The following is a 25,789-nucleotide window of genomic DNA, read 5'->3' as shown; positions in this document are numbered from 1 at the left end:
AGATTTCCCTTGTGCTCTGGCATAAGCGCCTCACAGGCGCTATGAGAACGATAGGGAGCGAAATGGGCTTGGGACATTGGATATAGCGCCGGAGAGAGAGGATATCGCCGACATGCCGGCCCGTCGGCGATGGTTCGAAAATCGGCCTGTGCTGAAGCGTATCGTTCTTGGCTTGCTGGCCGTTCTGATCCTTCCCTACGTGCTGATCTTCCTTTACCTGCTGCCCTTCATCCATCCCGTTTCGACGCTGATGCTGCGCGATCTCGTGCTGCTGCGCGGCTATGACCGCAGATGGGTATCGCTGGACGAGGTTGCCCCGGTCCTGGTGCAATCGGTGATGATGTCCGAAGACGGTCAATATTGCTTCCACGGCGGCGTCGACTGGGCCGAAATGCGCATGCTGGTCGAAGATACGCTGAAAGGTCAGGCGACGCGCGGCGGCAGCACGATCCCGATGCAGACGGCGAAGAACCTCTTCCTCTGGAATAGCCGCTCCTTCGCGCGCAAGGCGATGGAGCTTCCGCTCGCCGTCACCACGGATTTCGTCCTGTCGAAACGGCGGCTGATGGAAATCTATCTCAATATCGCCGAATGGGGTCCCGGCATTTACGGCATCGAGGCGGCGGCCCAGCACCATTTCAAGGTTCCGGCCTCGAAGCTGACACGACGCCAGGCATCGCTGCTCGCCGTTTCGCTGCCGAACCCGATCGACCGCAACGCCGGCAAGCCCGGACGGGGCCTTCGCCGGCTTGCCGGCGTCATCGAGAGGCGTGCGCAGGGTTCGGGCGATTACATCAAGTGCATCTATGAATGAGATCATAAGTTGTCGTTGGTGACTGCGAGCGTCATCTGACATTCTTGGTTCTGCCATATGGGCGAATGCAGTCCAACCAGAGCCCCCGAGTCGCCCATGACCACGACCACGTTTTCTCCCGAACTTCTCCTCTACTCGACGACGCATAATCAAAACCCGCCCACCCATCTCGGCAGCCGTTATGGCAAGATCGGCGGTTTCCTGCCGGAAGCCGGCAACACCATCGTCTGCCACATCGAGAAGGGTTCGAGGACCCAGGCGGTGCTGATAGAGGCGCGCGAGGCATATCTGGCGATGCCCGAGGCGCCGCAATTTCTCTTCACGCCGATCTCGAGCCTTCACATGACGCTTTTCGAAGGCGTCATCGAGACGAGGCGCCGGCAGGACTGCTGGCCTGTAGACCTCCCTATCGAGACGCCGATCGAGGATATGACCGAACTCATGGCGGCGCGGCTCGAAGGCTTTTCGATGGCCGAACCCTTCAAGGTCACCGTCGTCGAAGCCCGGCCGTCGGGCCTGCTCGTCGACGGAGCGACGGAGAAGGACCGCAAGGTCATGCGGGCCTGGCGCGATGCGCTTGCCGATCTTCTCGGCTATCGCCAGCCCAACCATATGGATTACAAGTTCCACATCACCTTCGCCTATGTGATCGAGCGGCTGGAGGATGAAGCCTTGCCGCGATGGCAGGCGATGCTCGACGAGGTGGCCGAGGATATCCGCCGCAAGGCCCCCGTTTTCGAGCTTGCGCCGCCGGCATTCTGTGTGTTCGAGGACATGAACCATTTCCACGAACTGCTGATCTTCGATTTCGATGCCTGAACGGGAGAGGCTTATGGACAGACCGACGCTCTACATCGCCAACAAGAATTATTCTTCCTGGTCTTTCCGGCCGTGGATGGCGCTGACGGGCGCCGGCGTCGATTTCGAAGAAATCCTGATCCCCTTCGACGACGCGGCCGGCAATCCCAATATCAAGGCGATATCGCCGAGCGGCCGGGTGCCGGTCCTGCAGCATGGTGGTTTGAAGATCTGGGAATCGCTGGCGATCATCGAATATGCCGCCGAGCTTTATCCGGACGCCGGCCTTTGGCCGCGCTACCGTGCCGAACGGGCGCTCGCCCGTTCTGTTTCGATGGAAATGCTTTCAGGCTTCCGTGCCCTGCGCAATGCCTGCCCGATGAATATTCGCCGGCCGAAGGGCGGGATCGCATTGCCTGATGGCGTCAACGCCGATGTCAGCCGTATCGAGGCGATCTGGCAAGACCTTCTGCAGAAATCCGGCGGCCCGTTTCTCTTTGGCGCGTTCAGCGGCGCGGATGCGATGTTTGCGCCGGTCGTCAACCGGTTCGACATCTATGAACTCGTCAGCCGGGAGGATACGTTCGCCTATATGGAGACGATGAAGGCGCATCCGGCCTGGCGGAAATGGGAAGAGGCGGCCCGCGCCGAGCCCTGGATCGTGCCGGAAGACGAGGTCTGAGCCTCGAATCATCGGCCTTGCAAAAAATACGCATGGGGACTGGTCAAGGCCGCCCCATGCATGTATAAGCGCGCAAAATTTCCGAAATCGCGACATGTCCGTTTCGGCCGCCAGTCTGGCCGTGGGAATGTTTTGCCCGCAAGTGGAGTAAGAAAAATGGCTGTACCGAAGAGAAAAACGAGCCCGTCCAAGCGCGGCATGCGCCGTTCGGCTGATGCGCTGAAGGCTCCGACCTACGTCGAAGACAAGAACTCCGGCGAACTGCGCCGTCCTCACCATATCGATCTGAAGACCGGCATGTATCGCGGCCGCCAGGTTCTGACGCCGAAGGAAAGCGCATAATTTTCCGATCCGGCTTGTCCGATCGAAAGTTTCAAAGGCCGGCGTCACGTCGGCCTTTTGCATTTCGGCGATATAATATTTGCAATGGCTTGAAGTGAGACAACGGTTTGCGGCAGTATTCTTTCTCCGCTAGGAGATTGCCGATGATAGCCGCCGTGCCTCTGATGATTATCCCGTTTATTCTTTACAATCTGGCGATGCTCGGCCTGATGGGCGGCGGCGGCATTGCGGCGCTGCATAATGACATCATCGTCCTGTCGATGCTCTCGGGCGCGATCTGGAGCATGGCGCTCGGCGATCTCTTCATCGTCGTCGCCCTTATCGTGCTCTTCTTCGAAATCCTGAGAGCGACCAGGCCCGGTTCCGGCAACCTGATGAACCACATCTTGTCGATGCTGGTGTTCATCGCCTTCCTGGTCGAGTTTCTGCTCGTCCAGGATGCTGCGACGCAGGTTTTCTTCATCTTGATGACGATCGCTCTGATCGATGTGATCGGTGGTTTTGCCGTCTCGATCCGAAGCGCCGGGCGGGATGTCTCTATCGGATTATAGATTATCGAGCTTGTTCTGAAGGGCGCGGAGCTGTTCTTTCAGCTCGTCGATATCCTTGGCCTCAGCCTTGCGGCTTTCCTTTGCGGGCGGCGTCATGAAGGGCGAGAACATCTGCATCGCCTGCTGAAACAGCTCGGTGTTGCGGCGAACCTGGTCTTCCACCATCTGCATCGGCAATTGCAGGTTCTTGCCGAGCGGCGTCTCGCCGAAAGCGCGGTTCACCTGCTCGCGCATCTGGGACTGCTGCTCGGTAAAGGCGCGCATCGAATGCTCGAGGAAGCTCGGCACGACCATCTGCATCTGATCGCCGTAATAGGTGATGAGCTGGCGCAGGAAGGAGATCGGAAGCAGCGTGTTGCCGGTCTTCGATTCCTGTTCGAAGATGATCTGGGTCAGCACGGAATGCGTGATATCATCTCCGCTTTTTGCATCCTGGACGATAAAATCTTCGCCCTTCTTCACCATCTCCGCCAAATCTTCCAGCGTCACATAGGTGCTGGTGCCTGTGTTATACAGGCGGCGATTGGCGTATTTCTTGATAACGATCTGACCCTCATTCTTCGCCATATCAGTCTCCTGTACCCCCGTCTGATTTATGGATGTTCCTCCACCTGAGACTGTAAACGCAAAAGAAGGCCGGTGACAATCTCTTTGTGCGTTGCGGCAAACCTTTAACAGAGCAGATAAATCGGCTTTGACGGCGTGCCGCTGAAAAATGGCGGCAGGCGGTCTTCGCGTTTGACTTGCGCTCAAAGCTTTGCCAGTTTCCACTTATGTAAGTGGGACGAAAAAAACGAGGAGCCTCCCCATGAGCAATTCATCCATCGTCATCGCCAGCGCAGGTCGGACAGCCGTCGGCTCGTTCAACGGCGCATTCGCAACGGTCCCCGCGCACGAACTCGGCGCGGCCGTGATCAAGGGTGCGCTCGCGCGCGCCGGCGTCGATGCCGGCGAAGTGGATGAAGTGATCCTCGGCCAGGTGCTCGCCGCCGGCGAGGGCCAGAACCCGGCCCGCCAGGCCGCGATCAAGGCCGGCATTCCGAAGGAAGCGACCGCCTGGGGCGTCAACCAGCTCTGCGGCTCCGGCCTTCGCGCCGTCGCGCTCGGCATGCAGCAGATCGCCACCGGCGACGCCAAGATCATCGTTGCCGGCGGCCAGGAATCCATGTCGATGGCGCCGCATGCCGCGCATCTGCGCGGCGGCACGAAGATGGGCGACATGAAGATGGTCGACACGATGATCAAGGACGGCCTGACCGACGCCTTCCATGGCTATCACATGGGCATCACCGCCGAGAATGTCGCGCGGCAGTGGCAGCTTTCGCGTGACGAACAGGATCAGTTTGCCGTCGCTTCGCAGAACAAGGCTGAAGCTGCGCAGAAGGCCGGCCGCTTCACCGACGAGATCATCCCCTACGTCATCCAGACGCGTAAGGGCGACGTGACCGTCGACGCCGACGAATATATCCGTCACGGCGCCACGCTGGAGGCGATGGGCAAGCTGCGCCCGGCCTTCGACAAGGAGGGCACGGTCACGGCCGCGAACGCCTCCGGCCTCAATGACGGCGCTGCCGCCGCCGTGCTGATGAGCGAAGCCGAAGCTATTAGGCGCGGCATCCAGCCGCTTGCGCGCATCGTTTCCTGGGCAACGGCGGGCGTCGATCCTTCGATCATGGGCACCGGCCCGATCCCGGCGTCGCGCAAGGCACTCGAAAAGGCAGGCTGGTCGGTCGGCGATCTCGATCTCGTCGAAGCCAACGAAGCTTTTGCGGCGCAGGCTTGCGCCGTCACCAAGGATCTCGGCTGGGATCCGTCGATCGTCAACGTCAACGGCGGGGCGATCGCCATCGGCCATCCGATCGGTGCCTCCGGCGCGCGCGTTCTCAATACGCTGCTGTTCGAAATGAAGCGCCGCGGCGCGAAGAAGGGCCTCGCCACGCTTTGCATCGGCGGCGGCATGGGTGTCGCCATGTGCTTTGAGGCGCTTTAAACAGCATACTATCCGTCATTGATTGAAAAGCCCGCCGTGAGGCGGGCAAAAAACAAAGAAGGGGAGTGGAACATGAGCAGAGTGGCTCTGGTCACTGGTGGTACACGCGGCATCGGCGCGGCGATTTCCGTAGCGCTGAAAAATGCCGGATACAGGGTTGCTGCCAACTATGCCGGCAACGACGAGAAGGCCAACGCCTTCCATGAGGCCACCGGCGTTCCGGTGTTCAAATGGGACGTTTCGGACTACGCCGCCTGCGGCGAGGGAATAGCCAGGATCGAAAGCGAGATCGGGCCGGTCGAAATCCTCGTCAACAATGCCGGCATTACCCGTGACGCGATGTTCCACAAGATGACGCCGCAGCAGTGGCATGAGGTGATCAACACCAACCTCACCGGCCTGTTCAACATGACGCATCAGGTCTGGACGGGCATGCGCGACCGCAGCTTCGGCCGTATCGTCAATATCTCGTCGATCAACGGCCAGAAGGGCCAGATGGGACAGGCGAATTATTCGGCCGCCAAGGCCGGCGATCTCGGCTTCACCAAGGCGCTCGCCCAGGAAGGGGCGGCGAAGAATATCACCGTCAACGCCATCTGCCCCGGTTATATCGGAACCGAGATGGTGCTTGCCGTGCCGGAGAAGGTGCTGAACGAACGCATCATTCCGCAGATCCCGGTCGGCCGCCTCGGCGAGCCTGAAGAGATCGCGCGTTGCGTCACCTTCCTCGCCTCCGACGATGCCGGCTTCATCACCGGTTCGACGCTGACGGCCAATGGCGGGCAGTTCTTCGTTTAACGCAGCACGAATGCTTATCGATTTGCAAAGGCGCGTTGCAGGACGCGCCTTTTTTTTGTTCGGGGAGTCAGAGGCGGCTGCCGATGTTCCGGTCCCGCTGAACCCTAATCTTGACCGGCACTCGTTGCCGCGAGCGATCTCTGCTGCGAAGAACTGAGATCGCGGCTGTCAGGAAAGCCGCGGCGATAAGGGCGGCCATGACGGAATTCAGGACAATCTGGTCCATGGAAATATTCCTTTCAGTGCGTCGGGCGATGGTGCCTGCCCTGCGCTCATGAAAGGAAATATGCGCCTGGCTAGTGGGCGCCGGTAGATTTGACTTTCGCGACCGATCGTCAACGTCATGTTGACGGACCCGCGGCAAAGAAAAACGGGCGCAGAAGCGCCCGTTGGGAGTCCGATATGCTTTCGCCGATCAGTAGCGGCAGCGAGCCTCGTAGCGGCGGCCGTAGCGGTCGCGATAGATGCAGTAGCCGCGGCGTTCGACCGACTGGCCGATGAGAGCGCCGGTCAGGCCGCCGGCAACGGCGCCGACTGCGGCACCACCCCAGCTGTTGGTGACGGCGCCGCCGATGATAGCGCCGGTGCCGGCGCCGATCGCGGTGCCCTGCTCGGTCGCGGTGCAGGACGCCAGAGCGCCGACGAGCGCGCCAATAAGAACGATCTTCTTCATCATGTCGTAACTCCCCAGGTTAGGTGGGCCTTAGATGCGGCCCATTAGTACAAGGATAATGATAATCACGAGAACTAGCCCCAAACCGCCAGAAGGTCCATAGCCCCAGCCACGGCTGTAACCCCAATTCGGCAAGGCTCCGATCAGGAGCAGAATGAGGATAATGAGAAGTATTGTGCCAAGCATGGGTGTGTTTCCTTCATTTCATCCGCAATCTGATGGACCAGAAACCCGTATTGGCGATTTTTGTTCCCGGTTAGGCCAGGAAATGTGACGCCGCCCGATTTGCGTCATATCGAAACCTGTTCGTATGGTTAAAAAGTCATTTAAATACAATATGTTGTGGCGAACAAAGCGAGAAGATCCCGATGTCGCCGATTCGTCAGCGATTCGTTCCGTTTTTGATCGGTGCGCAGGCTTCGGCGAATTCGATTTAACGCCTTATGAATCCGGCTCTTGAAAGATTAATGGCGATGCGATGATGCGGGGCGAGAAGATCCGCCGGCGATCCCGCATCTAGCGCTCCAGTCCGACTCGACCACCAGATATGGCCGTGAACGAAAGGCGAAAACGAGATGGTCGGCGATTCGTCGCCGATTCGTTCCGGCTTTGATCGAGAGGTTAATTTCGGGCGCAATTTTCGATTGCCGATGCCCGGTCGGAATCGTCGATCGTGATGGTGAAAATGCGAACGAGCGAGAATCCCAAGATTCAGCATCTAGTGGGAAAAAGTGATTCAAAATCAATAGTTAGCCGTGAACAAAAGCTGAATCAGCCGGAGTCAGCGATTCGTCGCTGATTCGTTCTCAAGCTGTTCCGAATCGGAAATTCCGGCGTTCCGAACGACTCGCAAAGGTCGTAATTCCGTTAGCAATTTGAAATCTTCCCTTGCGTTTGCGGCGGCGGCTGTCCATGTGTTCTGTGCTTCCATCCGGAGGCCGAAATTTTCCTGGGGCCGCCCGCCTCGTTTGCATGGACCGATGACTCTGACTTCGCAGCCGATGATTCTGAGCGGGCGCGGTGTGACCGCCGTGCTCGGGCCGACCAATACCGGCAAGACCCATTATGCCATCGAGCGCATGGTTGCGCACGGAACTGGCGTGATCGGCCTGCCGCTCAGGCTGCTGGCGCGCGAGGTCTATACGCGGGTGGTGGAGAAGGTCGGCGTGCAGAACGTGGCGCTGGTCACCGGCGAGGAAAAAATTTCGCCGCCCAATGCGCGCTTTTCCGTCTGCACGGTCGAAGCGATGCCGCGGGAGACCAAGGCCGCCTTCGTTGCGATCGACGAGGTGCAGCTCGCCGGCGATCTCGAGCGCGGCCATATCTTCACAGACCGCATCCTGCATCTTCGTGGCCGTGATGAAACGCTGCTGCTGGGTGCTGCGACGATGCGGCCGATCCTGCAGCATATCCTGCCCGGCATCACGATCGTCGAGCGGCCGCGGCTTTCGCATCTCCTTTACGCCGGACAGAAGAAGATCACCCGGCTGCCGCAGCGCTCGGCCATCGTCGCCTTCTCGGCCGACGAGGTCTATGCCATCGCCGAGCTCATCCGCCGGCAGCGCGGCGGGGCGGCCGTCGTGCTGGGGGCGCTCAGCCCGCGCACCCGAAATGCGCAGGTCGCGCTCTACCAGGCGGGCGACGTCGAATATCTGGTGGCGACCGATGCGATCGGCATGGGCCTCAATCTCGACGTCGATCACGTCGCCTTCGCCCAGGACCGGAAATTCGACGGCTACCAGTTCCGCAATCTCAATCCGGCCGAACTCGGCCAGATCGCCGGCCGCGCCGGGCGGCATGTGCGGGACGGCACCTTCGGCGTCACCGGACAGGTCTCGCCCTTCGACGAGGAGCTGGTGCAGCGGATCGAGGGACATGAATTCGACAACGTCAAGGTTCTGCAGTGGCGCACGACGGAGATGGACTTCTCCTCGATCCAGTCGCTGCGCGCCAGCCTGGAGGCCGGGCCGCGCGTGCCGGGACTGACGCGGGCGCTGCCGGCGGTCGACCAGCAGGCGCTGGAACAGCTTTCGCGCTATCCCGAGGTGATCGACCTCGCCGACAGGCCGGCCCGCGTCGAAAAACTCTGGGAGGCTTGCGCGCTGCCCGACTACCGGCGTATCACTCCGGCACAACATGCCGATCTTATTTCGACCCTCTTTTCCGATCTCGTGCGCTATGGCACGGTGAACGAGCAGTTTCTTGCGGAGCAGGTTCATCGCTCGGATCGAACTGATGGGGAAATTGACACGCTTTCGGCGCGAATCGCGCAGATAAGAACCTGGACCTATGTCTCGAATCGGCCCGGCTGGCTGGCCGATCCGACACATTGGCAGGAAAAGACGCGGGAAATCGAAGATCGATTGTCCGATGCGTTACATGAAAGGTTGACGAAACGCTTTGTTGATCGCAGGACATCTGTGCTCATGAAGCGCCTGAGAGAGAATGCGATGCTGGAAGCTGAAATCAGTGTGAATGGCGATGTCTTCGTTGAAGGACATCATGTAGGGCAGTTGAGCGGATTCCGCTTCACGCCGGTGGCGGGAACGGATGGACCGGATGCCAAGGCGGTTCAGGCTGCGTCGCAGAAGGCGCTCGCGCTCGAGTTCGAAGCCCGCGCGGCCCGGCTGCATGCCGCTGGCAACAGCGATCTGGCGATCGGCTCGGATGGATTGATCCGCTGGGTCGGCGATCCGGTGGCGCGGCTTTCCGGCAGCGATCACGTCATGCGCCCGCGGGTGATTCTGCTCGCCGACGAGCAGTTGACGGGCAATGCCCGCGATCACGTCGCGGCCCGTATCGAGCGCTTCGTCAATCATCACATCAGCACGGTGCTGAAGCCGCTGGACGATCTGTCCCGCGCCGAAGACCTGCAGGGTCTTGCCAAGGGGCTTGCCTTCCAGCTCGTCGAGAATCTCGGCGTGCTCTTCCGTCGTGACGTGACCGAAGAGGTGAAGTCGCTGGATCAGGAGGCACGCGCCTCGATGCGCCGTTACGGCGTGCGGTTCGGCGCTTACCACATCTTCGTCCCGGCGCTGCTGAAGCCGGCCCCGGCCGAGCTCATCACGCTTCTCTGGGCTCTGAAGAACGATGGTCTCGACAAACCCGGCTACGGCGATCTCATCCCCGTGCTCGCGGCCGGCCGCACCTCCGTCGTCACCGATCCAAGCTTCGAGCGGATGTTCTACAAGCTCGCCGGCTTCCGTTTCCTCGGCAAGCGCGCCGTGCGCATCGATATTCTCGAACGGCTGGCAGACATCATCCGTCCGCTGCTGCAATGGAAGCCCGGCCAGAACAACCGTCCGGAGGGCGCCTATGACGGCCGCCGCTTCACGACAACGACGGCGATGCTGTCGATCCTCGGCGCGACGCTGGAGGACATGGAGGAAATCCTCAAGGGCCTCGGCTATCGCGCCGATGCGGTGAAGGCGGAAGAGGCGTCGGCCCATCTTGCGACACAGGATGCGGCTTCTGCGCCTGCCGCCGCTGACGCGCCTGCGGAAGAGACGGCCGAAAAGGCCGATCACGACGATGCTGACGGGGCGACCGACGAGACCGCTGCCGAGGCGCCCGCAACCGAAGCGGTTTCGGCAGCTGCCGAGGCGACTGCCGCGGAAGCTGTTGAGAGCCCGGCGCCGGAAGCGGCCGAAACAAATGCTCCGGCGGAGGCTTCTGCTTCCGCGGACGCCGCATCCGCTTCTGGAGAAGCCGGCGAGCCGGCCGAACCGAAACCGGTTCTTCTGTGGCGTCTCGGTGGCCGCAACGACAACCAGCGCCAGGCGCGCGGCGGGCATGGCGAACGCCGTGGCGGTCATGGCCAGGAGCGCGGCCAGAACCAGGAACGCGGCGACCGCAATCGCCGCCCGGGCGGTGGTGAAGGCAATCGCGGCGGTGACGGCCGGGACAACAACCGCCCCAACCGTGGCAAGGACGGCGACGGCCGCGACGGCGGCAGGCCGCAGCAGGCAAGGGGCGACCGCAACAACCAATTGCGGGGCGACCAGCCGCGCGGCGACCGGCAGGACCGTGGCGACCGCAAGGATCGCGGCGAGCGCAATGACCGCAACGACCGCAATAACAATCGCGGCTCGCAGCCGCTGCGCTTCGAGGCCAAGCCGCCGCGCAAGGAGAAGCCGATCGATCCGGATTCGCCTTTCGCCAAGCTCGCTGCCCTCAAGGAGCAGATGAAGAAGTAGTCATGAGCGGGGAGACACAGCCGACAAGCGGTTCGCGCCAGCGCATCGACAAATGGCTGTTCTTCACGCGCATGGTGAAGTCGCGCTCGCTGGCGCAAAGTCATGTGCAGTCGGGCCATGTCCGCATCAACGGCGAGCGCTGCAGCCAGCCGAGCCAGATGGTCAAGCCGGGCGACCGCGTCGAGTTGACGCTCGATCGGCGCGATGTCGTTCTCGTCGTGCGTCTTGCCGGCGAGCGGCGAGGGCCTTACGAGGAGGCGCGGCTGCTCTATGAAGACCTGTCGCCGCCGCCGGGTGAGGCAAAACGCCTCACCCCCTATGAGCAGGCGATCAGGGCGACCGGCAGCGGCCGTCCGACCAAAAAGGAAAGACGCGCAATCGATAGACTGATGTCGGACGAGGATTAGAAAACTCTGCCTGAGGCGGCGGCTTTTGCAGATCGTTTATCCTTGAAATTAGGCGCCAAAGCCGATACGTGACTGACAACCCGCCGGACACGTAACTTGCCTCTCAAGCCTGCCTACGCTGTTCCTCCGGCACGGGGATAGGCGCGACGTTCCAGGTTGGCCGGCCCCATCTGCATGGAAATCCTGGAGTTCTTCATGACCTATGTCGTGACCGACAATTGCATCAAGTGCAAATACACCGATTGCGTGGAAGTCTGCCCCGTCGACTGCTTCTATGAAGGCGAGAATTTCCTCGTCATCCATCCGGATGAATGCATCGATTGCGGCGTCTGCGAGCCTGAATGTCCCGCCGAGGCGATCAAGCCGGATACCGAGCCGGGTCTCGACAAGTGGCTGAAGATCAACACGGAATATGCCAGCATCTGGCCGAATATCACGGTCAAGAAGGATCCTTTGCCCGAAGCCAAGGAAATGGATGGCGAGACCGGAAAGTTCGAGAAGTATTTCTCTGAGAAGCCGGGTTCCGGCGATTGAAACAGCCGCCGCATTCGGCGCCCGAATTCGGGCGTCCATGCGGTGAAACGTTTTAAATCCTGCGCGCGGCATATGGGTGACTTGTGTTGCCCGCATGACTCAAGCGAAGCAAATTATTGATTTCCTCATATTTTTATGATAGGTTTCGTGCACTGTTCCATTTGTGGCATGACGCATGCCCAAAACCATCACGAAAGCAAAACAAATCCGTCCCACGGTTTCCGTGACATATCAACGCCTTGAGCGTCGCATCCCAAGATCGCGCGCAAGACATATTTGCTTTTGCCTGATGGGACCAGAGTGAAGTCACCCGACGGATCTACCCGTCTCATCCGGGCCTGACTGACCCGGCTCCGGCCGCCGCCGGAAGCGTAACAGGGAGTTTTTGAATAGAATGACGACTCAGCAGAAAAAGCCTTCTACAGCACGCCACGGCTTCAAGACCGGTGAATCGATCGTCTACCCCGCTCATGGCGTCGGTACCATCACCGCTATCGAAGAGCAAGAAGTCGCCGGCATGAAGCTCGAACTTTTCGTTATCGATTTCGAGAAGGACAAGATGCGCCTGAAGGTGCCGGTCGCAAAGGCCATGAGCATTGGCATGCGCAAGCTGTCGGAAACGGATTTCGTCGAGCGTGCTTTGAAGGTCGTGCAGGGCAAGGCGCGCGTCAAGCGTACCATGTGGTCCCGCCGCGCCCAGGAATATGATGCCAAGATCAATTCCGGCGACCTGATTTCCATCGCTGAGGTCGTGCGCGATCTCTATCGTGCCGAAAACCAGCCCGAGCAGTCCTATTCCGAGCGCCAGCTCTATGAGGCTGCGCTCGACCGCATGGCGCGCGAAATCGCCGCCGTCAACAAAATGTCGGAAACCGAAGCCGTCCGCCTCGTGGAGACCAATCTCAACAAGGGGCCGAAGCGCGGCAAGGCAATCGAAGAAGACGAGCAGGACGAAGCCGCATAAGGCGCCCCTGCTGCTCCTTCAAAAACCCGGCCTTCGAGCCGGGTTTTTTATTGGAACCTTTTCCCGGCTGCCGCGTTAACACACGTAATTGCGGACTGCTCGCCGAGGCAATGGCCTGGACGAGCGAACCGTTGTTCCGTCAATGTTCGATGAGGAGCGGATCATGCCTTTTCAGTTGTGCCCATCCGGCAACGTGAAGAAACAGGTCCAGCCCAGCCGTCTTACCGGCACATGATGAGACATAGGGCCTCCCCCTGAAAAGTCCAGGGGCGAGGTTTTTATGCATTCAGAACTCAATTCGGTCCGGACAGCGATGTTCCGGAATGTGCGTTTTATTGTTCATTTAGGGCGAGAGGCCTGTTTCAGGAGATCGAAATGAAGAACATGTCTGCAGATAGGCGCATGATCAAAATCGCGATGGCCGCCCCCTATCTCGCCCGTCAGGAAGAGCACGATCTTGCCACCCGCTGGAAGGATCACGACGACCGGGGCGCACGTAACCAGATCGCCATGGCCCATATGCGCCTCGTCATCTCCATGGCCGGCAAGTTCCGCAATTTCGGCCTGCCGATGAGCGATCTCGTGCAGGAGGGCTATGTCGGCCTGCTGGAGGCCGCTGCCCGTTTCGAGCCGGAGCGCGACGTGCGCTTTTCGACCTATGCAAGCTGGTGGATCAGGGCGTCGATCCAGGACTACATCCTGCGCAACTGGTCGATCGTGCGCGGCGGCACGAGTTCGGCGCAGAAGGCGCTGTTCTTCAATCTGCGCCGTCTGCGCGCCAAGCTTGCCAAGGGCGATACACAGCTGACGCTGCAATCCATCCATCAGGAAATCGCCGCGGCGCTGGGCGTCAGCCTCGCCGACGTGCAGACCATGGATGCCAGGCTTTCCGGCAACGACGCGTCGCTGCAGGCGCCTTCCGTCTCCGGCGATGCCGAGAGTGCGGAGAAGATGGATTTCCTCGTCAGCGACGATCCCCTGCCGGACGAACAGGTTTCCAACATGATCGACGGCGAGCGCCGCCGCGTCTGGCTGGCCTCGGCGCTGAAACATCTCAACGAACGCGAGATGAAGATCATCAGCGCGCGGCGCTTGGCGGAAGACGGCGCCACGCTCGAAGAACTCGGCGCCGATCTCGGCATTTCCAAGGAACGCGTGCGCCAGATCGAAAGCCGGGCGATGGAGAAGCTTCGCAGCGCACTCGTCAGCGCCGACCCGCACATGGCGGCCTACGCCTAACCCTTTTCATTCCAGCAGCACCGACTGGCCCGGCGCAAGCCGGGCTTTTTTTATTCGGCAATGATCTTGACGCGGTCGCCAGGCGAAACGGCCGCACCCGTCGGCAGGGCGTTGATGAGCTTGAAGAGATCGAGCTTGCGGTCGGTGCCCATCATGCGGGCGGCGAGCGTCGAGATGTTCTCGCCCGGCCGAACGGTGACGACGCGGATGCGCAGCGGCTTCAGCGAGGCCGTCTCCGCCGGTGTCATGCGCCTGAAGCTCGCGCGCAGGACGTTGGCGGTCGGTTCGAGGGCATCGCTGCCTTTCGGGACGGCGGTCAGGAAACGGAAGATCTGCGAATTGTTACGGATGACGGTCACGTCGAAATCCCAGCGATCGGCGCTGGCGCGTGCGGTGGCTGCTTCCATGCCGTTGATGGTGACCGGCTGGATGGTCGACGGATCGAGGCCGGTCACCCAGCCACTGGAGATATAGTTGGTGAGGCTCTGATTCTGGTTGTCGGCAACGCCGTCGAAGCGGACGGCGATATCGTTCGGGCCGGTGGCCATGACCGCTTCGACCTTATTGTCGATCTTGAAGTCCGGCGGCACGTCGAAGCGGATGCCGAGACCGCCATGCAGGAAGGTCTGGCCGCGCACATAGCCTTCTTCCGGGCTGTCGCCATAGAGCAGGCCGTCTATGCCGTCGAGATAATAGTCGCGGCCCTTGTCGCCGACAGAGCCTTCCTGGCCGAAAGCGCGGGCGTGGGTGCGGGCAAGCTCGATGCGCTGGGCGGAATTCGGATGGCTCGACAGAAAGTCGAGGCTCTGGTCGGCCTCGGGATCGACCGACATGAAACGGCTGTAGGCCGCCATGGAATCGAGGAAGCGGGCGGCGGCATAGGGATCGTAGCCGGCTTCGCCGAGCATGCGCACGCCGATGACATCGGCCTGCAGTTCCTGCTGGCGGGAGAAGGCGGCGAGCCTGAGCTTGCCGCGGGCAAGCGCCTGTTTGCCAGCGATATCGCTGGAAAGGACTTCGGCGACGACGCGGCTGGCGATGACCTCGGCCTCTTCGCGCTTCTGCCGCTCGATGCCGTGGTTCGCCGTCACGTGGCCCATCTCGTGCGACAAGACGGCCGCGACCTCGGAGGCGTCGTTGGCAAGAGCGAGCAGGCCGCGGGTGACGTAGAGATAGCCGCCCGGCAGCGCAAAGGCGTTGATGGCAGGCGAATTCAGGATGGTGATGCGGTAGGACTGGCTCGGATTTTCCGACACCGCCGTCAGGGCGCCGGCAATGCGGGCGACGAGGCGCTCGGTCTTGGCGTCCTTATATTCGCCGCCATAGCTTGCCACGATGCGCGGATGCTCGCGGGCGCCCATCGCCGCGCGCGGATCGTTCTTCTGCACTTCGTCGACGATCTGCGGATTGGAAGAGGGCGACACGCTCGGCTGATAGGATTGTTCGATCAGCGACTGACAACCGTTCAGCGCCAATGCCATAGCCGAAAGCAGCATCAGGCGGCGCGCGAAGCGGCGCGGCACGGAGATGGCATCACTGGAAAGCGCGGGCGATTTCCACGTCGTCAAGCAGTCCAGTCTGGTTCTCCGCGTCATGTCGCTGTTTTGCCGGTTTGCCGCATGTTCGGACCGGCCGTCGCAAGGGGAATTCAACAGGTGCGTACCCCTGATCTCGCACTGCACAAACGGCCGATACAAGTCATTGCTGTAGCTGATTTACGCATCGGTTGCATAGCGAGACTCTGTTTAAATGTCGCGGCGTTGCATTTTGGCAAGCCTCAGAGATTGAAGCTCTCCTTCGCTCGGATGAAATTATGGCGAAAGTTCCACCACACGCATGAGATTCGTCGGCGGCGCAGAAAAAGAACGGGCCGATTGAAACAACCGGCCCGATCAGGACAATTCAGCGGGAAATTTACAACTAACGATGCGTGATGTGCATACGAATGCCTGCTGATGAAGCATCCGGCGGGCGATTCGACTATTCTGCGGCTTCCGTCGCCGGCGTTTGCGCCATCGTCTTACCGGCGCGAGGCAGTTGCACGGGCTTCAGCATGATTGCGGCCATAAGACCGAGAATGGCGATGGCGCAGGAGGTCATGAAGAGCGGTGAAAAGGCGGCGGCATAGAGATCGGCGACGGCCTGACGGCTTGCTTCGGGCAGGGCGGCCATCATCTTCGGTGTCAGCTGCTCGATATCGGCGACGCCCGGAATGGCCACTCCGACCTTGCCGAGCCCGGAAGCGATAATCGCGCCATAGATGGATATGGCGATCGACGCGCCTCCCATGCGCGACAGCGTCACGGCACCGGTCGCCGCGCCGACGTCGCGGGCGGGCGCGGTATTCTGCACGCCGATGACGGGAACCTGCTGCGCAAGGCCGATGCCGATGCCATGCAGCATCATGATCGCGCCGATGAAGGCGATCGGCGTTCCCGCGTGGACCTGTGACAACAATGCGAAGGCAATGGCGCTGCAGGTGAGGCTTGCGATGGCGAAGGGCTTGTAGCGGCCAGTCGTCGAGATGATGCGGCCGGCCGACAGCGATCCGCAGACGATGCCGCCGGTCAGAAGAATGAAGAGAAGCCCGGCGGCGGACGGCGAAAGGCCGGTCGTGGTCTGCAGGAAGAGGGCGAGATAGTTGACCATGCCGATGGCGATGGCGCCGCCCATGACCGATATAATCAGGAGCAGGCTGAAGGTCGAATTGCGAAACAGCTGCAGCGGAACGATCGGCTCCGGCGCGCGGCGCTCGACGAATACCCAGGCGATGGCTGAGACGACGCCGAAGGCGACGATGCCGATACTCTGTGGAGAAATCAACGAGCCGAACAATTCGCTGCTGTCGGTGGCAAGCACGATGCTGGTCGCCGTCAGCGCGAGCAGAAGTGCGCCGGCATAATCGATCCTGGGGCGGCGATGCGGCTTGCGGTAAGGCAGCATGAAGGCAAGGCCGGTGAGCACGATGAAGCCGATCGGCACGTTGACGAGGAAGATCGAGCGCCAGCCGAAGAGATCGCTCATCGTGCCGCCGAGCACTGGTCCGATGGCGCCCGACGCCATCAGCACGAGGCTGGAATAGCTCTGGTAGCGCGCCCGCTCCCGTGGCTCGAACAGGTCGGCGTTGACGGCGAAGATCGACACCATGATGCCGCCGCCGCCAAGGCCCTGCAGCACACGGGCGGCGATCAGCGTGTTCATCGACACCGCAAGGCCGCAGACCGTCGAGCCGACCGTGAAGATGGCGATCGCCGTCATCATCACATATTTGCGGCCGAAGAGATCGCCGAGCTTGCCGTAAACGGGCATGACGGCGCTGAGCGAAAGCAGATAGGCCGAACCGATCCAGCCGAAGCGCTCGAGATGGCCGAATTCGCCGACGATGGTCGGCAGCGCCGTGGAAACGATCTGATTGTCCAGCGTCGCCATGAACATAGCGGTCATCAGGAAGAAGAAGAGGATAAGCCGGCGACGAGGATCCGTCACAAGCGGCGCAGGCGCGAGTTGCATGTCCATGGGAGCGACATTCCGATTGATGTGTTTTTATGTGCTGTCAGCATATAATTGTCAATAGCACATGAATGACATCGGCATATTCAATTCTTCGTTCCGCTCTGTTATGGTCCTGTGATGAATGAAGCCATGACGAAGATCCTATCCAAAAGCCCGGCCGATCCGGACGGCGAAAACGTGCCGCGCATCGGCCGGAGCATGACGCGCATGCGGCTGATGACCGGGAGGCGGCTGATCGGGCGGCTGGCGATCCAGAGTGCTGCGCCAGGTCTCGAGCTTTCGCATCTCGATGTGCTCGATGCCGTGCGCAGGGCTCAGCCCGACGGCGAGGTCACAGTCGGCATGATCGCGGAGATGCTGCGCATCGATCCGTCGCGGGCAAGCCGGGTGGTGGCCGAGATGGTTGCGCGCAACGTGCTGCGCCGCGAGGCCTCACAAGCCGATGCACGGCGGATCGTCGTCGTCATCACCAAGGCCGGCCAGGATTTGCTTGCCGAGATCGTGGCGCAGAAGCTTGCGTTCATCTCCGAGATCGTCTCCGACTGGCCGGAAGAGGATGTCGAACGTTTCGCAGCGCTTTTCGAGCGTTTCATCGGCGGTTACGAGGCGGTCTTCCTGTCGCGCGACGAGGATACGCCGGGCTGAAAAAAACGGCCGATCCCTAGGCCCCTTCCCCTCGACCCCCCGTTTGCGCTAAGGGCAATGCCCATGAGCCAATCCACCTTCACCATCCTGCTCGGCGGCGAACTCAGCCTGACGGAACGGCTGCGCCATGCCATCGGCGGCAGCCGTTTCATTGCGGCCGACGGCGGCATGCGGCATGCGGCAGCCCTTGGTGTTACGCCGGAGCTCTGGGTCGGTGATTTCGATTCGACATCAGCCGACTTAGAGGGCGCATTCCCGGATGTGCCGAAACAGCCTTATCCGGCGGCGAAGGCGGCGACGGACGGTGAGATCGCGGTCTCCGAAGCGATCGCCCGGGGCGCGCGGCGTCTCATCCTGGCAGGCGCACTCGGCGGCGAACGCTCCGACCATGCGCTTCAGCATCTCCTGTCTGCCGTCAGCCTGGCCGAAGAGGGTTTCGACGTGCTGCTGACCTCGGGTAGGGAAGAGGCAGTGCCGCTGCCTGCCGGCACGATCGAAATCGACCTTCCCAAGGGCAGCCTGTTTTCCGTGCCCGGCTTCAGCGAGCTGACAGGGCTTTCCATCGAGAATGCGCGTTATCCTCTGGCGGATTTCCACCTGCCTTTCGGCTCGTCGCGCACCATTTCCAACGTCGCGGAAGGCAAGGTTCGCTTTTCGCTCATCAGCGGTCGGGCGATCGTGCTTGCCCGGCCCTACGATCTTTCCGGAGTCTGATTTTTGGCCCCTCCCATTCTGAAACTCGACGATATCTTCCTGAGCTTCGGCGGCGCGCCGCTGTTGGCTGGCGCTTCCCTGCAGGTCGAGCCCGGCGACAAGGTCTGTCTCGTCGGGCGCAATGGCTCGGGAAAGTCGACGCTATTGAAGATCGCCGCCGGCATGGTCGAGGCGCAGTCGGGTGAGGTCTTCCGCCATCCGTCCTCGACGGTGCGTTATCTCGAACAGGCCCCCGATTTTGCCGGCTTCAGCACGGTTCAGGCCTATGCCGAGGCGGGCCTCGGGCCGGGCGATGATCCCTATCGCGTCACCTATCTTCTGTCCCATCTCGGCCTGACCGGCGAGGAAGATCCGAGCACCCTTTCCGGCGGTGAATCGCGCCGTGCGGCGCTTGCGCGGGTGCTGGCGCCGGAACCTGACATTCTCCTGCTCGACGAGCCGACCAACCATCTCGACCTTCCCACAATCGAATGGCTGGAAGGCGAGCTGCAGAAAACCCGCAGCGCCCTGATGCTGATCTCGCACGACCGGCGCTTCCTCGAAAAGGTCTCGACGGCAACCGTCTGGCTCGACCGTGGCACCTCGCGCCGGCTCGACAGGGGGTTTGGGCATTTCGAAGCCTGGCGCGATCAGGTGCTGGAGGCCGAGGAGCTGGAGCAGCACAAGCTCGGCAAGGCGATCGAGCGCGAGGAACACTGGCTGCGCTACGGCGTCACGGCGCGGCGCAAGCGCAACATGCGCCGCCTCGGCGAGCTGCAGACGATGCGTTCGCAATATCGCGGCCACAAAGGCCCGCAGGGCACGGTGCAGGCGACGGTTTCGGATGCGCAGGAATCCGGCAAGCTGGTGATCGAGGCTGAGAAGATTACCAAGAGCTTCGGCGACCGGCCGATCGTCACGCCCTTCTCGATCCGCGTGCATCGCGGCGATTGCATCGGCCTGGTCGGGCCGAACGGCGCCGGCAAGACGACGCTCCTGAAAATGCTGACGGGGCAGCTTTCTCCCGACAGCGGCACGGTGAAGCTCGGCACCAATCTGGAGATCGCCACCCTCGACCAGAAGCGCGAGGATCTCGACCCCGAGGATACGCTCGCCAACTACTTGACGGACGGGCGCGGCGAAAACCTGCTCGTCAACGGCGAGCAGCGTCATGTCACCGGCTATATGAAGGAATTCCTGTTCCAGCCGGAACAGGCGCGCACACCGATCAGGAGCCTTTCGGGCGGCGAGCGCGCCCGGCTGATGCTGGCGCGCATCCTATCGCGTCCGGCAAACCTCCTGATCCTCGACGAACCCACAAACGATCTCGATATCGAGACGCTCGACCTGTTGCAGGAAATCGTCGCCGGTTTTCCCGGCACGGTCATCCTCGTCAGCCACGATCGCGACTTCCTCGACCGCACCGTGACCTCGACGATCGCCCCCGCCATGCCGGACGCGCCCGACGGCCGCTGGATCGAATATGCCGGCGGCTACACGGATATGCTGGCGCAGCGCAAAGGCGCGCTCGAAGAGCGCAGGAAGGCCGAAAAGGCGGCGGAGAAGCCGAAGACCCAGGAGACGGCACCTTCGGGCGGAGGCTCGAAGGGCAAGCTGTCGTTCAAGCAGAAATTCGCGCTGGAAAATCTGCCGAAGGAGATGGCCAAGGCCGAAGCCGAGATCACCAAGCGCGAACAGGTGATGGCCGATCCCAATCTTTTCACGCGCGATCCCTCAGCTTTCAACCGGCTTGCTGCGGAGATGGAGAAGCTGCGCGCCGGCCTGACCAAGATGGAAGAGGAGTGGCTGGAGCTCGAAATGCTGCGGGAAGAGCTGGAGGGCTGAGTTCTCCTTCGCGGCTCACTTTTCCTTGATTCGTCAGCCTGCCGTCGCCGGGCATAAGGTGCCGTCCGGCAGCCGGGGATATCGACGATCGCAATGGCGACAAGGAAAGTCACATGTCTCGCAAGCTTCGTTCCGGAATTTTTGCGGCACTTGCCGCAGGCGGCTTTGCCGCACTTGCCTTCTCGCAGGCGGCGCTGGCGCAGGATGCTGAGCGCGTTCGTGTTCGCGGCACCATCGAAAGCCTGAGCGGCGATACGCTGGTCGTCAAGACGCGCGAAGGCGGCGATGCGACGATCACGCTGAAAGCCGGCTGGAAGGTCGGCGGCGTCACGAAAGCCTCGGCCGAGGATATCAAGCCCGGCGATTTCGTCGGAGTCGCCTCGCTCCCGAAGGGCAGCGGCCCGGATGGGGCGATCGAAGTGCTGATCTTCCCGGCGTCGATGAAAGGGACGGGCGAGGGCAATCGCCCCTGGGATGCGCAGCCGAACAGCCAGATGACCAACGCCACCGTCAGCAATGCCGTCAAATCCGTCGACGGCCACACGATCACGCTGACTTACCAGGGCAAGGAAAAGACCATCACGATCGCCGATGAGACGCCGATCGTGACCCTGGCGCCCGCGACCAATGATGATCTGAAGACCGGCGCCGGCATCATCGTCACCGGCGAAAAGGCGGCGGACGGCAGCATTTCGGCCGGCCAGGTTGCCGTCGGTCTCAACGGTATCGTGCCGCCAATGTGACTGGTTGGTTTACAGCGCCGGCGCGGGAACGGCAGCAGCGCCTGCACCGGCGCTGGCGCCGGTCTGGGCGACTGGCGCCGGCTCCTCGGATTTTGCCGGCAGGGCCTGCAGATGCAGGACGCGCGGCTGCAGGGCCTCTAGATAAGTTTCGGAGCGGCCGATATAGATCATGGCGGTTTCCGGCATGGCGGTCAGCACCCTGCACATCATTTCCTGCCATTCCGGCTCCATGCCCTCAAGCACTTCATCGAAAACGATCCAGCGCGGGCGCACCAGAAGCAGGCGGGCGAAGCCGATCGCCTTCTGCTCGTCGCCGTCGAGCAGCTTGTCCCAGCGGGCGCGGGTATCGAGCCTTGCGATCAGGGAATGCAGGCCGGCCTTTTCGAGGGCCGCCTCGACGGCTGCCTTCTCATAGGCATCAGGGCTTTCGGGAAAGGCCAGCGCTTCGCGCAGCGTCCCGCCGGGAACATAGGCGATCTGCGGAACGAACAGCATGTCGTCGGCCGGCGGCAGGCCCATCGTGCCGCTGCCGCATGGCCAGAGGCCGGCCATCGCCTGGAAGAGCAGCTTGCGGTTGACGCTGTGATCGCCGTTGATCATGATTTTTTCGCCGGCCTTGATCACCACATCGGTTTCGCGCAGGCGGAAGCCGCCGCATTCCTCGATGTCTTCGCCGATCTTGGCATTGATCACCACATCCTTCAGCGTCAGCGTGTCGGACGGGGTGTTTTCATAGGCGATGCTGCCCTTCAGGTCGAAATCCTCGTCCATGTCGAGCAGCGCCTGGCGGAAATCGGTGACGCGCATCAGGGTGGCGCGCCATTCGGCGATCGGGCCGAAATTGGCGACGTACCAGCGCAGCGCCGTGTTGACCTGGTTGAAGGCGCCGACGGACATCATCAGCTGACCGAGGGTGAGGCCGCCGGAGAAATAGGCGGGAGCGGCGACGATGATCGGGATGACGATCACCAGCCAGCCGTATCCTGCCGAAACCCAGGTGAGGTTGGTATTGGCCATGGCGAGCCGCTTGACGACCCGCAGCACCGAACTGATGTCGGTATTGATGCGCCGGCGTTCGTTCTCCTCGCCGCGGGCGACGGTGATGGCCGGCATGTTCTCGTTGGCATGCATCAGCGTGAAGCGAAGCTCGGCCTCTTTCGAGAAGCGGTCGGCATTGAGCTTCACCAGCTTGCGGCCGACGACCTGGCTCAGCACCGAGGCGGAAGCGGCATAGAAAATCGCCGCCCAGACCATATAGCCCGGAATGGAGAAGCTGTGGCCGCTGATGTGGAAGATGAAGCCGCTCGAAAGCTCCCAGAGCACGCCGATGAAGCTCACCAGAAGAATGGTCGATTGCAGGAGGCCGAGGACGAGACCGGTCGTGCTTTCGGCAAGGTTGCGGGAATCCTCATGCAGGCGCTGGTCCGGGTTGACGCCGATCAGGCCGCTGGAGGCGAGCCGCAGCGCCCGCTTGCGCTTCAGCCATTGATCGACGAGATCACGCGACAGGCCCTCGCGCATATAGAGCGCGGTCATCTGGTTCAGCCAGGCCTGCAGCACATTGAGCAGCAGCAGCGTGCCAGCGATCATCGCGAAGATTTCGAGCTGGTGGAAGAATTCGCCGAGGTCGCGGCGTTCCAGCGAATCGTAGAAGGGGGCATTCCACTCGTTGAGGATGACCTGGCCATAGGCCGTCGCCAGGATGACGAGGATCAGCACGGTCGCCAGAAACAGCACCTTGCCACGCACAGCTGAATTCCAGAATGCGGAGAACATCACCCCGAGGCGATATGTCAGGCTGAAATCGTAACCTACCCTATCCTGCCTCCGGATGCCCGGCCTCCCCTCAGTCTTATCTGCCATCATGCTTTTCCAACACCGCCCATATGTCATTATTAACATGGTGGCGTTACCGGTCTATCAACAGATTCTATCAGTCATTAAACTGTGATGATGCTTGCGCGGCCCGCTCCCGCATGCATTCGGCAGTTGATTCGCGGCCCGACAGGGGCTAATTAACATTCCGTGGTGATTTGGCCGGCCGGCTTGCAGCCACGTTAAAAAAGTCGCTAAAGGGCCGCGTGCGGACCGGTAGCGATTTTTTGTCGCCGCCGGTTTTTTGTTTTTGATCGAGTGACCGCAATGCCCATCAAGATCCCCGATACGCTGCCCGCCTTCGAAACCCTGGTTCAGGAAGGCGTGCGGGTGATGACCGAGACGATGGCGATCCGCCAGGATATCCGTCCGCTACAGATCGGGCTGCTCAACTTGATGCCGAACAAGATCAAGACCGAAGTGCAGATGGCCCGCCTCGTCGGCGCCTCGCCGCTGCAGGTGGAACTGTCGCTCATCCGCATCGGCGGCCACAAGGCCAAGAACACCTCCGAAGATCACCTGCTCGCCTTCTACCAGACCTGGGAAGAGGTGAAACAGCGCAAATTCGACGGTTTCATCATCACCGGCGCGCCGATCGAGCTTCTGCCCTATGAGGACGTCACCTATTGGGCGGAGATGCGGGAGATTCTCGACTGGACAGAAACGAACGTCCATTCGACGATGAACGTCTGCTGGGGCGCGATGGCGGCGATCTATCACTTCCACGGCGTCCCGAAATACGAGCTGAAGGAGAAGGCTTTCGGCATCTATCGCCACCGGAACCTGAAGCCGTCGTCGATTTATCTCAATGGTTTTTCCGACAATTTCGAAGTGCCGGTGTCACGCTGGACCGAGGTGCGCCGCGCCGATATCGAGAAATCCGAAAGCCTGGAAATCCTGATGGAATCCAGCGAGATGGGCGTCTGCCTCGTGCACGAGAAGAGAGGCCGGCGGCTCTACATGTTCAATCATGTGGAATATGATTCCACCTCGCTTTCCGACGAGTATTTCCGCGACGTCAATGCCGGTGTGCCGATCAAGATGCCGCACAACTACTTCCCGCATAACGATCCGGCGATTGCGCCGCAGAACCGCTGGCGCAGCCACGCGCATCTGTTGTTCGGCAACTGGATCAACGAAATCTACCAGACGACGCCCTATGACGTCGAAGAGATCGGCATGGACCTCTGAGCGGCGTTTCTTTCTCATCTGCCCGGTTGCGGTTTGGAACAAATGCGGGCAGGTTCCGGTCCTAAACCCAGGAATAGAACGGACGGTCGATCATGTCGGACAAGTTGGAGCGGGAAGTTTTCGGGCAGACGAAGGCGGGCGAGACCGTCTATCGTGTCGTCATCAAGGGCGGCGGGCTGACGGCCAAGATCATGACCTGGGGCGCGGTCATCCAGGACCTGCGCCTTGAGGGACATGATGCGCCGCTGCAGCTCGGCTTCGAGGATTTCGACAGCTATCCTCTCCATTCGGCCTATTTCGGCGCGACGCCCGGCCGTTGCGCCAACCGTGTCGGCGGCGGCAGGTTCACGCTCGACGGCAAGGATTATCAGCTCGAGCCGAACGAAAACGGCGTCACGCATCTGCATGGCGGCAGCGACAATATCGGCAAGCGCAACTGGACGATCGTCGAGCATGACGTCGACCGCCTGGTGATGAAGATCGTCGATCCCGACGGCCGCGCCGGCTATCCCGGCAATTGCAATGTCCAGGCGACGTTCCGGGTGCACGGCAACGGTGAACTGTCGATCACCTACGAATCGACCAGCGACCAGCCGACGCTCGCCAATGTCTGCCAGCACGCCTATTTCAATCTCGACGGCCGCGAAGACGCGCTCGGCCACGACATCATGATCGCCGCGGATCACTACCTGCCGACCGACGAGAAGCAGGTGCCGACCGGCGAGATCCGGTCCGTCGCCGGCACGGAATTCGATTTCCGCGAGATGGCGCCGATGAAGCGTTTTACCGGCAGCGAACAGGCGCTGTACGACCATAATTTCTGCCTGTCCGGCGAGCGCACCGCCAAGCGGACCGTGGCGCTCGCCCGCAGCCTCTATTCGGGCGTGTCGCTGGAGGTGCGCAGCACCGAACCGGGCGTGCAGTTCTATGCCGGCTTCAAGCTCAACACGGGGGCTCCCGGCCTCGGCGGGCGCAAATACGGCCCGTTCGCCGGCTTCTGCCTGGAGACGCAGGTCTGGCCGGATGCCATCAATCACGAAGGTTTCCCAAATGCAGTGCTGCGCCCTGGCGAGGTGCTGCGCCAGGAGACGGATTATATCTTTACCAAGAGCTGAGCGTTAGAGACGCACGGCTGTCAAATTTGATCGCTATGAACCCTCTCTGGCTTGTGAACTGACCCCGTAAAGTTGGACGGTTTATTGGCTGGGATTATTTAAGGGCTGAGTCCTGTATTGAACAGGGCTCAGCCCTTTGAGTTTTAGCCTGATGCGATCGTTGTTGTAATACCGAATATAG

25 protein-coding genes and 1 riboswitch are annotated in these 25,789 nt (G+C 61.3%); of the genes, 18 read left to right on the top strand and 7 right to left on the bottom strand.

All coding sequences use genetic code 11. The features are described 5' to 3' along the window. The first annotated feature begins 76 nt into the window (after window positions 1-76). From ATY78_RS14075 to ATY78_RS14055, 5 genes are all read left to right on the top strand, one after another. A complete protein-coding gene (locus ATY78_RS14075; protein WP_190237460.1) occupies window positions 77-814 on the top strand; it encodes a transglycosylase domain-containing protein in 738 nt (245 codons plus the stop codon). Window positions 815-910: 96 nt separating this feature from the next. Continuing rightward, window positions 911-1,633, top strand: coding sequence for a DUF1868 domain-containing protein (locus ATY78_RS14070; protein ID WP_088682946.1), 723 nt, complete (start codon window positions 911-913; stop codon window positions 1,631-1,633). Between the two features lie 13 nt (window positions 1,634-1,646). After that, window positions 1,647-2,294, top strand: a complete 648-nt coding sequence (locus tag ATY78_RS14065) for a glutathione S-transferase family protein (protein ID WP_088682945.1) — start codon at window positions 1,647-1,649, stop codon at window positions 2,292-2,294. Window positions 2,295-2,450: 156 nt separating this feature from the next. Continuing rightward, on the top strand, window positions 2,451-2,636 hold the full coding sequence (gene rpmF / locus ATY78_RS14060) for a 50S ribosomal protein L32 (protein ID WP_003543812.1): 186 nt from the start codon (window positions 2,451-2,453) through the stop codon (window positions 2,634-2,636). A 143-nt stretch (window positions 2,637-2,779) separates the two neighbouring features. Continuing rightward, window positions 2,780-3,187, top strand: a complete 408-nt coding sequence (locus tag ATY78_RS14055; RefSeq protein WP_088682944.1) for a hypothetical protein — start codon at window positions 2,780-2,782, stop codon at window positions 3,185-3,187. Here ATY78_RS14055 and phaR read toward each other — a convergent pair. Then, complete coding sequence (phaR, locus tag ATY78_RS14050; protein WP_008528469.1) at window positions 3,182-3,754, bottom strand: polyhydroxyalkanoate synthesis repressor PhaR; 573 nt, start codon at window positions 3,752-3,754, stop codon at window positions 3,182-3,184. The two genes, ATY78_RS14055 and phaR, sit on opposite strands and share 6 nt — an antisense overlap. A gap of 241 nt (window positions 3,755-3,995) precedes the next feature. Here phaR and ATY78_RS14045 point away from each other — a divergent pair, with 241 nt between their 5' ends. Continuing rightward, on the top strand, window positions 3,996-5,177 hold the full coding sequence (locus ATY78_RS14045) for an acetyl-CoA C-acetyltransferase (RefSeq protein ID WP_088682943.1): 1,182 nt from the start codon (window positions 3,996-3,998) through the stop codon (window positions 5,175-5,177). A 72-nt stretch (window positions 5,178-5,249) separates the two neighbouring features. Beyond that, the gene (locus tag ATY78_RS14040) at window positions 5,250-5,975 is read left to right on the top strand and encodes a beta-ketoacyl-ACP reductase (RefSeq protein ID WP_088682942.1); all 726 of its coding nucleotides are present in this window, start codon (window positions 5,250-5,252) and stop codon (window positions 5,973-5,975) included. A 415-nt stretch (window positions 5,976-6,390) separates the two neighbouring features. Here ATY78_RS14040 and ATY78_RS14035 read toward each other — a convergent pair whose 3' ends face one another. Then, window positions 6,391-6,651 carry a glycine zipper domain-containing protein gene (locus ATY78_RS14035; RefSeq protein ID WP_004674249.1) on the bottom strand — a complete coding sequence of 87 codons (261 nt, stop codon included), beginning with the start codon at window positions 6,649-6,651 and terminating at the stop codon, window positions 6,391-6,393. Window positions 6,652-6,678: 27 nt separating this feature from the next. Continuing rightward, the gene (locus ATY78_RS14030) at window positions 6,679-6,834 is read right to left on the bottom strand and encodes a DUF3309 family protein (RefSeq protein WP_017962528.1); all 156 of its coding nucleotides are present in this window, start codon (window positions 6,832-6,834) and stop codon (window positions 6,679-6,681) included. Between the two features lie 794 nt (window positions 6,835-7,628). Here ATY78_RS14030 and ATY78_RS14025 point away from each other — a divergent pair. The 5 genes from ATY78_RS14025 (at window position 7,629) to ATY78_RS14005 (ending at window position 13,988) form a co-directional block, all read left to right on the top strand. Then, the gene (locus ATY78_RS14025; RefSeq protein WP_088682941.1) at window positions 7,629-10,844 is read left to right on the top strand and encodes a DEAD/DEAH box helicase; all 3,216 of its coding nucleotides are present in this window, start codon (window positions 7,629-7,631) and stop codon (window positions 10,842-10,844) included. A gap of 2 nt (window positions 10,845-10,846) precedes the next feature. Then, window positions 10,847-11,251 carry an RNA-binding S4 domain-containing protein gene (locus tag ATY78_RS14020; protein WP_088682940.1) on the top strand — a complete coding sequence of 135 codons (405 nt, stop codon included), beginning with the start codon at window positions 10,847-10,849 and terminating at the stop codon, window positions 11,249-11,251. 195 nt (window positions 11,252-11,446) lie between these two features. Then, on the top strand, window positions 11,447-11,785 hold the full coding sequence (fdxA, locus tag ATY78_RS14015; RefSeq protein ID WP_049733327.1) for a ferredoxin FdxA: 339 nt from the start codon (window positions 11,447-11,449) through the stop codon (window positions 11,783-11,785). Window positions 11,786-12,179: 394 nt separating this feature from the next. Then, complete coding sequence (locus ATY78_RS14010; protein WP_088682939.1) at window positions 12,180-12,749, top strand: CarD family transcriptional regulator; 570 nt, start codon at window positions 12,180-12,182, stop codon at window positions 12,747-12,749. Between the two features lie 375 nt (window positions 12,750-13,124). After that, entirely contained in the window at window positions 13,125-13,988 is an 864-nt protein-coding gene (locus ATY78_RS14005; protein ID WP_018244054.1) for an RNA polymerase factor sigma-32, read from the top strand. Between the two features lie 50 nt (window positions 13,989-14,038). Here ATY78_RS14005 and ATY78_RS14000 read toward each other — a convergent pair whose 3' ends face one another. Both ATY78_RS14000 and ATY78_RS13995 read right to left on the bottom strand, forming a co-directional pair. Continuing rightward, the gene (locus tag ATY78_RS14000; protein WP_088682938.1) at window positions 14,039-15,583 is read right to left on the bottom strand and encodes a M48 family metalloprotease; all 1,545 of its coding nucleotides are present in this window, start codon (window positions 15,581-15,583) and stop codon (window positions 14,039-14,041) included. A gap of 385 nt (window positions 15,584-15,968) precedes the next feature. Further along, a complete protein-coding gene (locus ATY78_RS13995; RefSeq protein WP_088682937.1) occupies window positions 15,969-17,504 on the bottom strand; it encodes an MDR family MFS transporter in 1,536 nt (511 codons plus the stop codon). A gap of 114 nt (window positions 17,505-17,618) precedes the next feature. Here ATY78_RS13995 and ATY78_RS13990 point away from each other — a divergent pair, with 114 nt between their 5' ends. The 4 genes from ATY78_RS13990 to ATY78_RS13975 all read left to right on the top strand — a co-directional run bounded on the left by ATY78_RS13990 (window position 17,619) and on the right by ATY78_RS13975 (window position 21,427). After that, complete coding sequence (locus ATY78_RS13990; protein ID WP_088682936.1) at window positions 17,619-18,146, top strand: MarR family winged helix-turn-helix transcriptional regulator; 528 nt, start codon at window positions 17,619-17,621, stop codon at window positions 18,144-18,146. A gap of 57 nt (window positions 18,147-18,203) precedes the next feature. Further along, a complete protein-coding gene (locus ATY78_RS13985) occupies window positions 18,204-18,860 on the top strand; it encodes a thiamine diphosphokinase (RefSeq protein WP_190237459.1) in 657 nt (218 codons plus the stop codon). Between the two features lie 3 nt (window positions 18,861-18,863). Next, window positions 18,864-20,684 (top strand): ABC-F family ATP-binding cassette domain-containing protein, encoded by a 1,821-nt coding sequence (locus ATY78_RS13980; RefSeq protein WP_088682934.1) that lies wholly within the window; start codon window positions 18,864-18,866, stop codon window positions 20,682-20,684. Window positions 20,685-20,797: 113 nt separating this feature from the next. Further along, entirely contained in the window at window positions 20,798-21,427 is a 630-nt protein-coding gene (locus ATY78_RS13975) for a hypothetical protein (protein WP_088682933.1), read from the top strand. A 9-nt stretch (window positions 21,428-21,436) separates the two neighbouring features. Here the strand turns inward: ATY78_RS13975 and ATY78_RS13970 are convergent, their stop codons facing one another. After that, window positions 21,437-23,290, bottom strand: coding sequence for an ABC transporter ATP-binding protein/permease (locus ATY78_RS13970; protein WP_088682932.1), 1,854 nt, complete (start codon window positions 23,288-23,290; stop codon window positions 21,437-21,439). 152 nt (window positions 23,291-23,442) lie between these two features. After that, window positions 23,443-23,520: riboswitch (SAM riboswitch) on the top strand. 49 nt (window positions 23,521-23,569) lie between these two features. On the opposite strand from ATY78_RS13970, the gene metA reads away from it, so the two are divergent. Both metA and ATY78_RS13960 read left to right on the top strand, forming a co-directional pair. After that, the gene (gene metA, locus ATY78_RS13965; RefSeq protein WP_088682931.1) at window positions 23,570-24,493 is read left to right on the top strand and encodes a homoserine O-succinyltransferase; all 924 of its coding nucleotides are present in this window, start codon (window positions 23,570-23,572) and stop codon (window positions 24,491-24,493) included. 92 nt (window positions 24,494-24,585) lie between these two features. Further along, complete coding sequence (locus ATY78_RS13960) at window positions 24,586-25,608, top strand: aldose epimerase family protein (RefSeq protein ID WP_088682930.1); 1,023 nt, start codon at window positions 24,586-24,588, stop codon at window positions 25,606-25,608. Between the two features lie 81 nt (window positions 25,609-25,689). On the opposite strand, the gene ATY78_RS13955 is transcribed toward ATY78_RS13960, so the two are convergent. After that, on the bottom strand, window positions 25,690-25,789 hold a 100-nt coding region (locus tag ATY78_RS13955; protein ID WP_141105615.1), incomplete at its 5' end, for an IS3 family transposase.

The organism is Rhizobium sp. R635, assembly GCF_002211285.1.
Taxonomy (GTDB): Bacteria; Pseudomonadota; Alphaproteobacteria; order Rhizobiales; family Rhizobiaceae; genus Rhizobium.
This window is presented reverse-complemented; position numbering and strand designations above follow the sequence as displayed.

Excerpts from the sequence above, each read along its gene's own strand:
- ATY78_RS14070 (WP_088682946.1), top strand. The coding sequence starts at position 911 with ATGACCACGACCACGTTTTCTCCCGAACTTCTCCTCTACTCGACGACG.
- ATY78_RS14065 (WP_088682945.1), top strand. The coding sequence starts at position 1,647 with ATGGACAGACCGACGCTCTACATCGCCAACAAGAATTATTCTTCCTGG.
- rpmF (WP_003543812.1), top strand. The coding sequence starts at position 2,451 with ATGGCTGTACCGAAGAGAAAAACGAGCCCGTCCAAGCGCGGCATGCGC.
- ATY78_RS14055 (WP_088682944.1), top strand. The coding sequence starts at position 2,780 with ATGATAGCCGCCGTGCCTCTGATGATTATCCCGTTTATTCTTTACAAT.
- phaR (WP_008528469.1), bottom strand. The coding sequence starts at position 3,754 with ATGGCGAAGAATGAGGGTCAGATCGTTATCAAGAAATACGCCAATCGC.
- ATY78_RS14045 (WP_088682943.1), top strand. The coding sequence starts at position 3,996 with ATGAGCAATTCATCCATCGTCATCGCCAGCGCAGGTCGGACAGCCGTC.
- ATY78_RS14040 (WP_088682942.1), top strand. The coding sequence starts at position 5,250 with ATGAGCAGAGTGGCTCTGGTCACTGGTGGTACACGCGGCATCGGCGCG.
- ATY78_RS14035 (WP_004674249.1), bottom strand. The coding sequence starts at position 6,651 with ATGATGAAGAAGATCGTTCTTATTGGCGCGCTCGTCGGCGCTCTGGCG.
- ATY78_RS14030 (WP_017962528.1), bottom strand. The coding sequence starts at position 6,834 with ATGCTTGGCACAATACTTCTCATTATCCTCATTCTGCTCCTGATCGGA.
- ATY78_RS14025 (WP_088682941.1), top strand. The coding sequence starts at position 7,629 with ATGACTCTGACTTCGCAGCCGATGATTCTGAGCGGGCGCGGTGTGACC.
- ATY78_RS14020 (WP_088682940.1), top strand. The coding sequence starts at position 10,847 with ATGAGCGGGGAGACACAGCCGACAAGCGGTTCGCGCCAGCGCATCGAC.
- fdxA (WP_049733327.1), top strand. The coding sequence starts at position 11,447 with ATGACCTATGTCGTGACCGACAATTGCATCAAGTGCAAATACACCGAT.
- ATY78_RS14010 (WP_088682939.1), top strand. The coding sequence starts at position 12,180 with ATGACGACTCAGCAGAAAAAGCCTTCTACAGCACGCCACGGCTTCAAG.
- ATY78_RS14005 (WP_018244054.1), top strand. The coding sequence starts at position 13,125 with ATGAAGAACATGTCTGCAGATAGGCGCATGATCAAAATCGCGATGGCC.
- ATY78_RS14000 (WP_088682938.1), bottom strand. The coding sequence starts at position 15,583 with ATGACGCGGAGAACCAGACTGGACTGCTTGACGACGTGGAAATCGCCC.
- ATY78_RS13995 (WP_088682937.1), bottom strand. The coding sequence starts at position 17,504 with ATGGACATGCAACTCGCGCCTGCGCCGCTTGTGACGGATCCTCGTCGC.
- ATY78_RS13990 (WP_088682936.1), top strand. The coding sequence starts at position 17,619 with ATGAATGAAGCCATGACGAAGATCCTATCCAAAAGCCCGGCCGATCCG.
- ATY78_RS13985 (WP_190237459.1), top strand. The coding sequence starts at position 18,204 with ATGCCCATGAGCCAATCCACCTTCACCATCCTGCTCGGCGGCGAACTC.
- ATY78_RS13975 (WP_088682933.1), top strand. The coding sequence starts at position 20,798 with ATGTCTCGCAAGCTTCGTTCCGGAATTTTTGCGGCACTTGCCGCAGGC.
- ATY78_RS13970 (WP_088682932.1), bottom strand. The coding sequence starts at position 23,290 with ATGGCAGATAAGACTGAGGGGAGGCCGGGCATCCGGAGGCAGGATAGG.
- metA (WP_088682931.1), top strand. The coding sequence starts at position 23,570 with ATGCCCATCAAGATCCCCGATACGCTGCCCGCCTTCGAAACCCTGGTT.
- ATY78_RS13960 (WP_088682930.1), top strand. The coding sequence starts at position 24,586 with ATGTCGGACAAGTTGGAGCGGGAAGTTTTCGGGCAGACGAAGGCGGGC.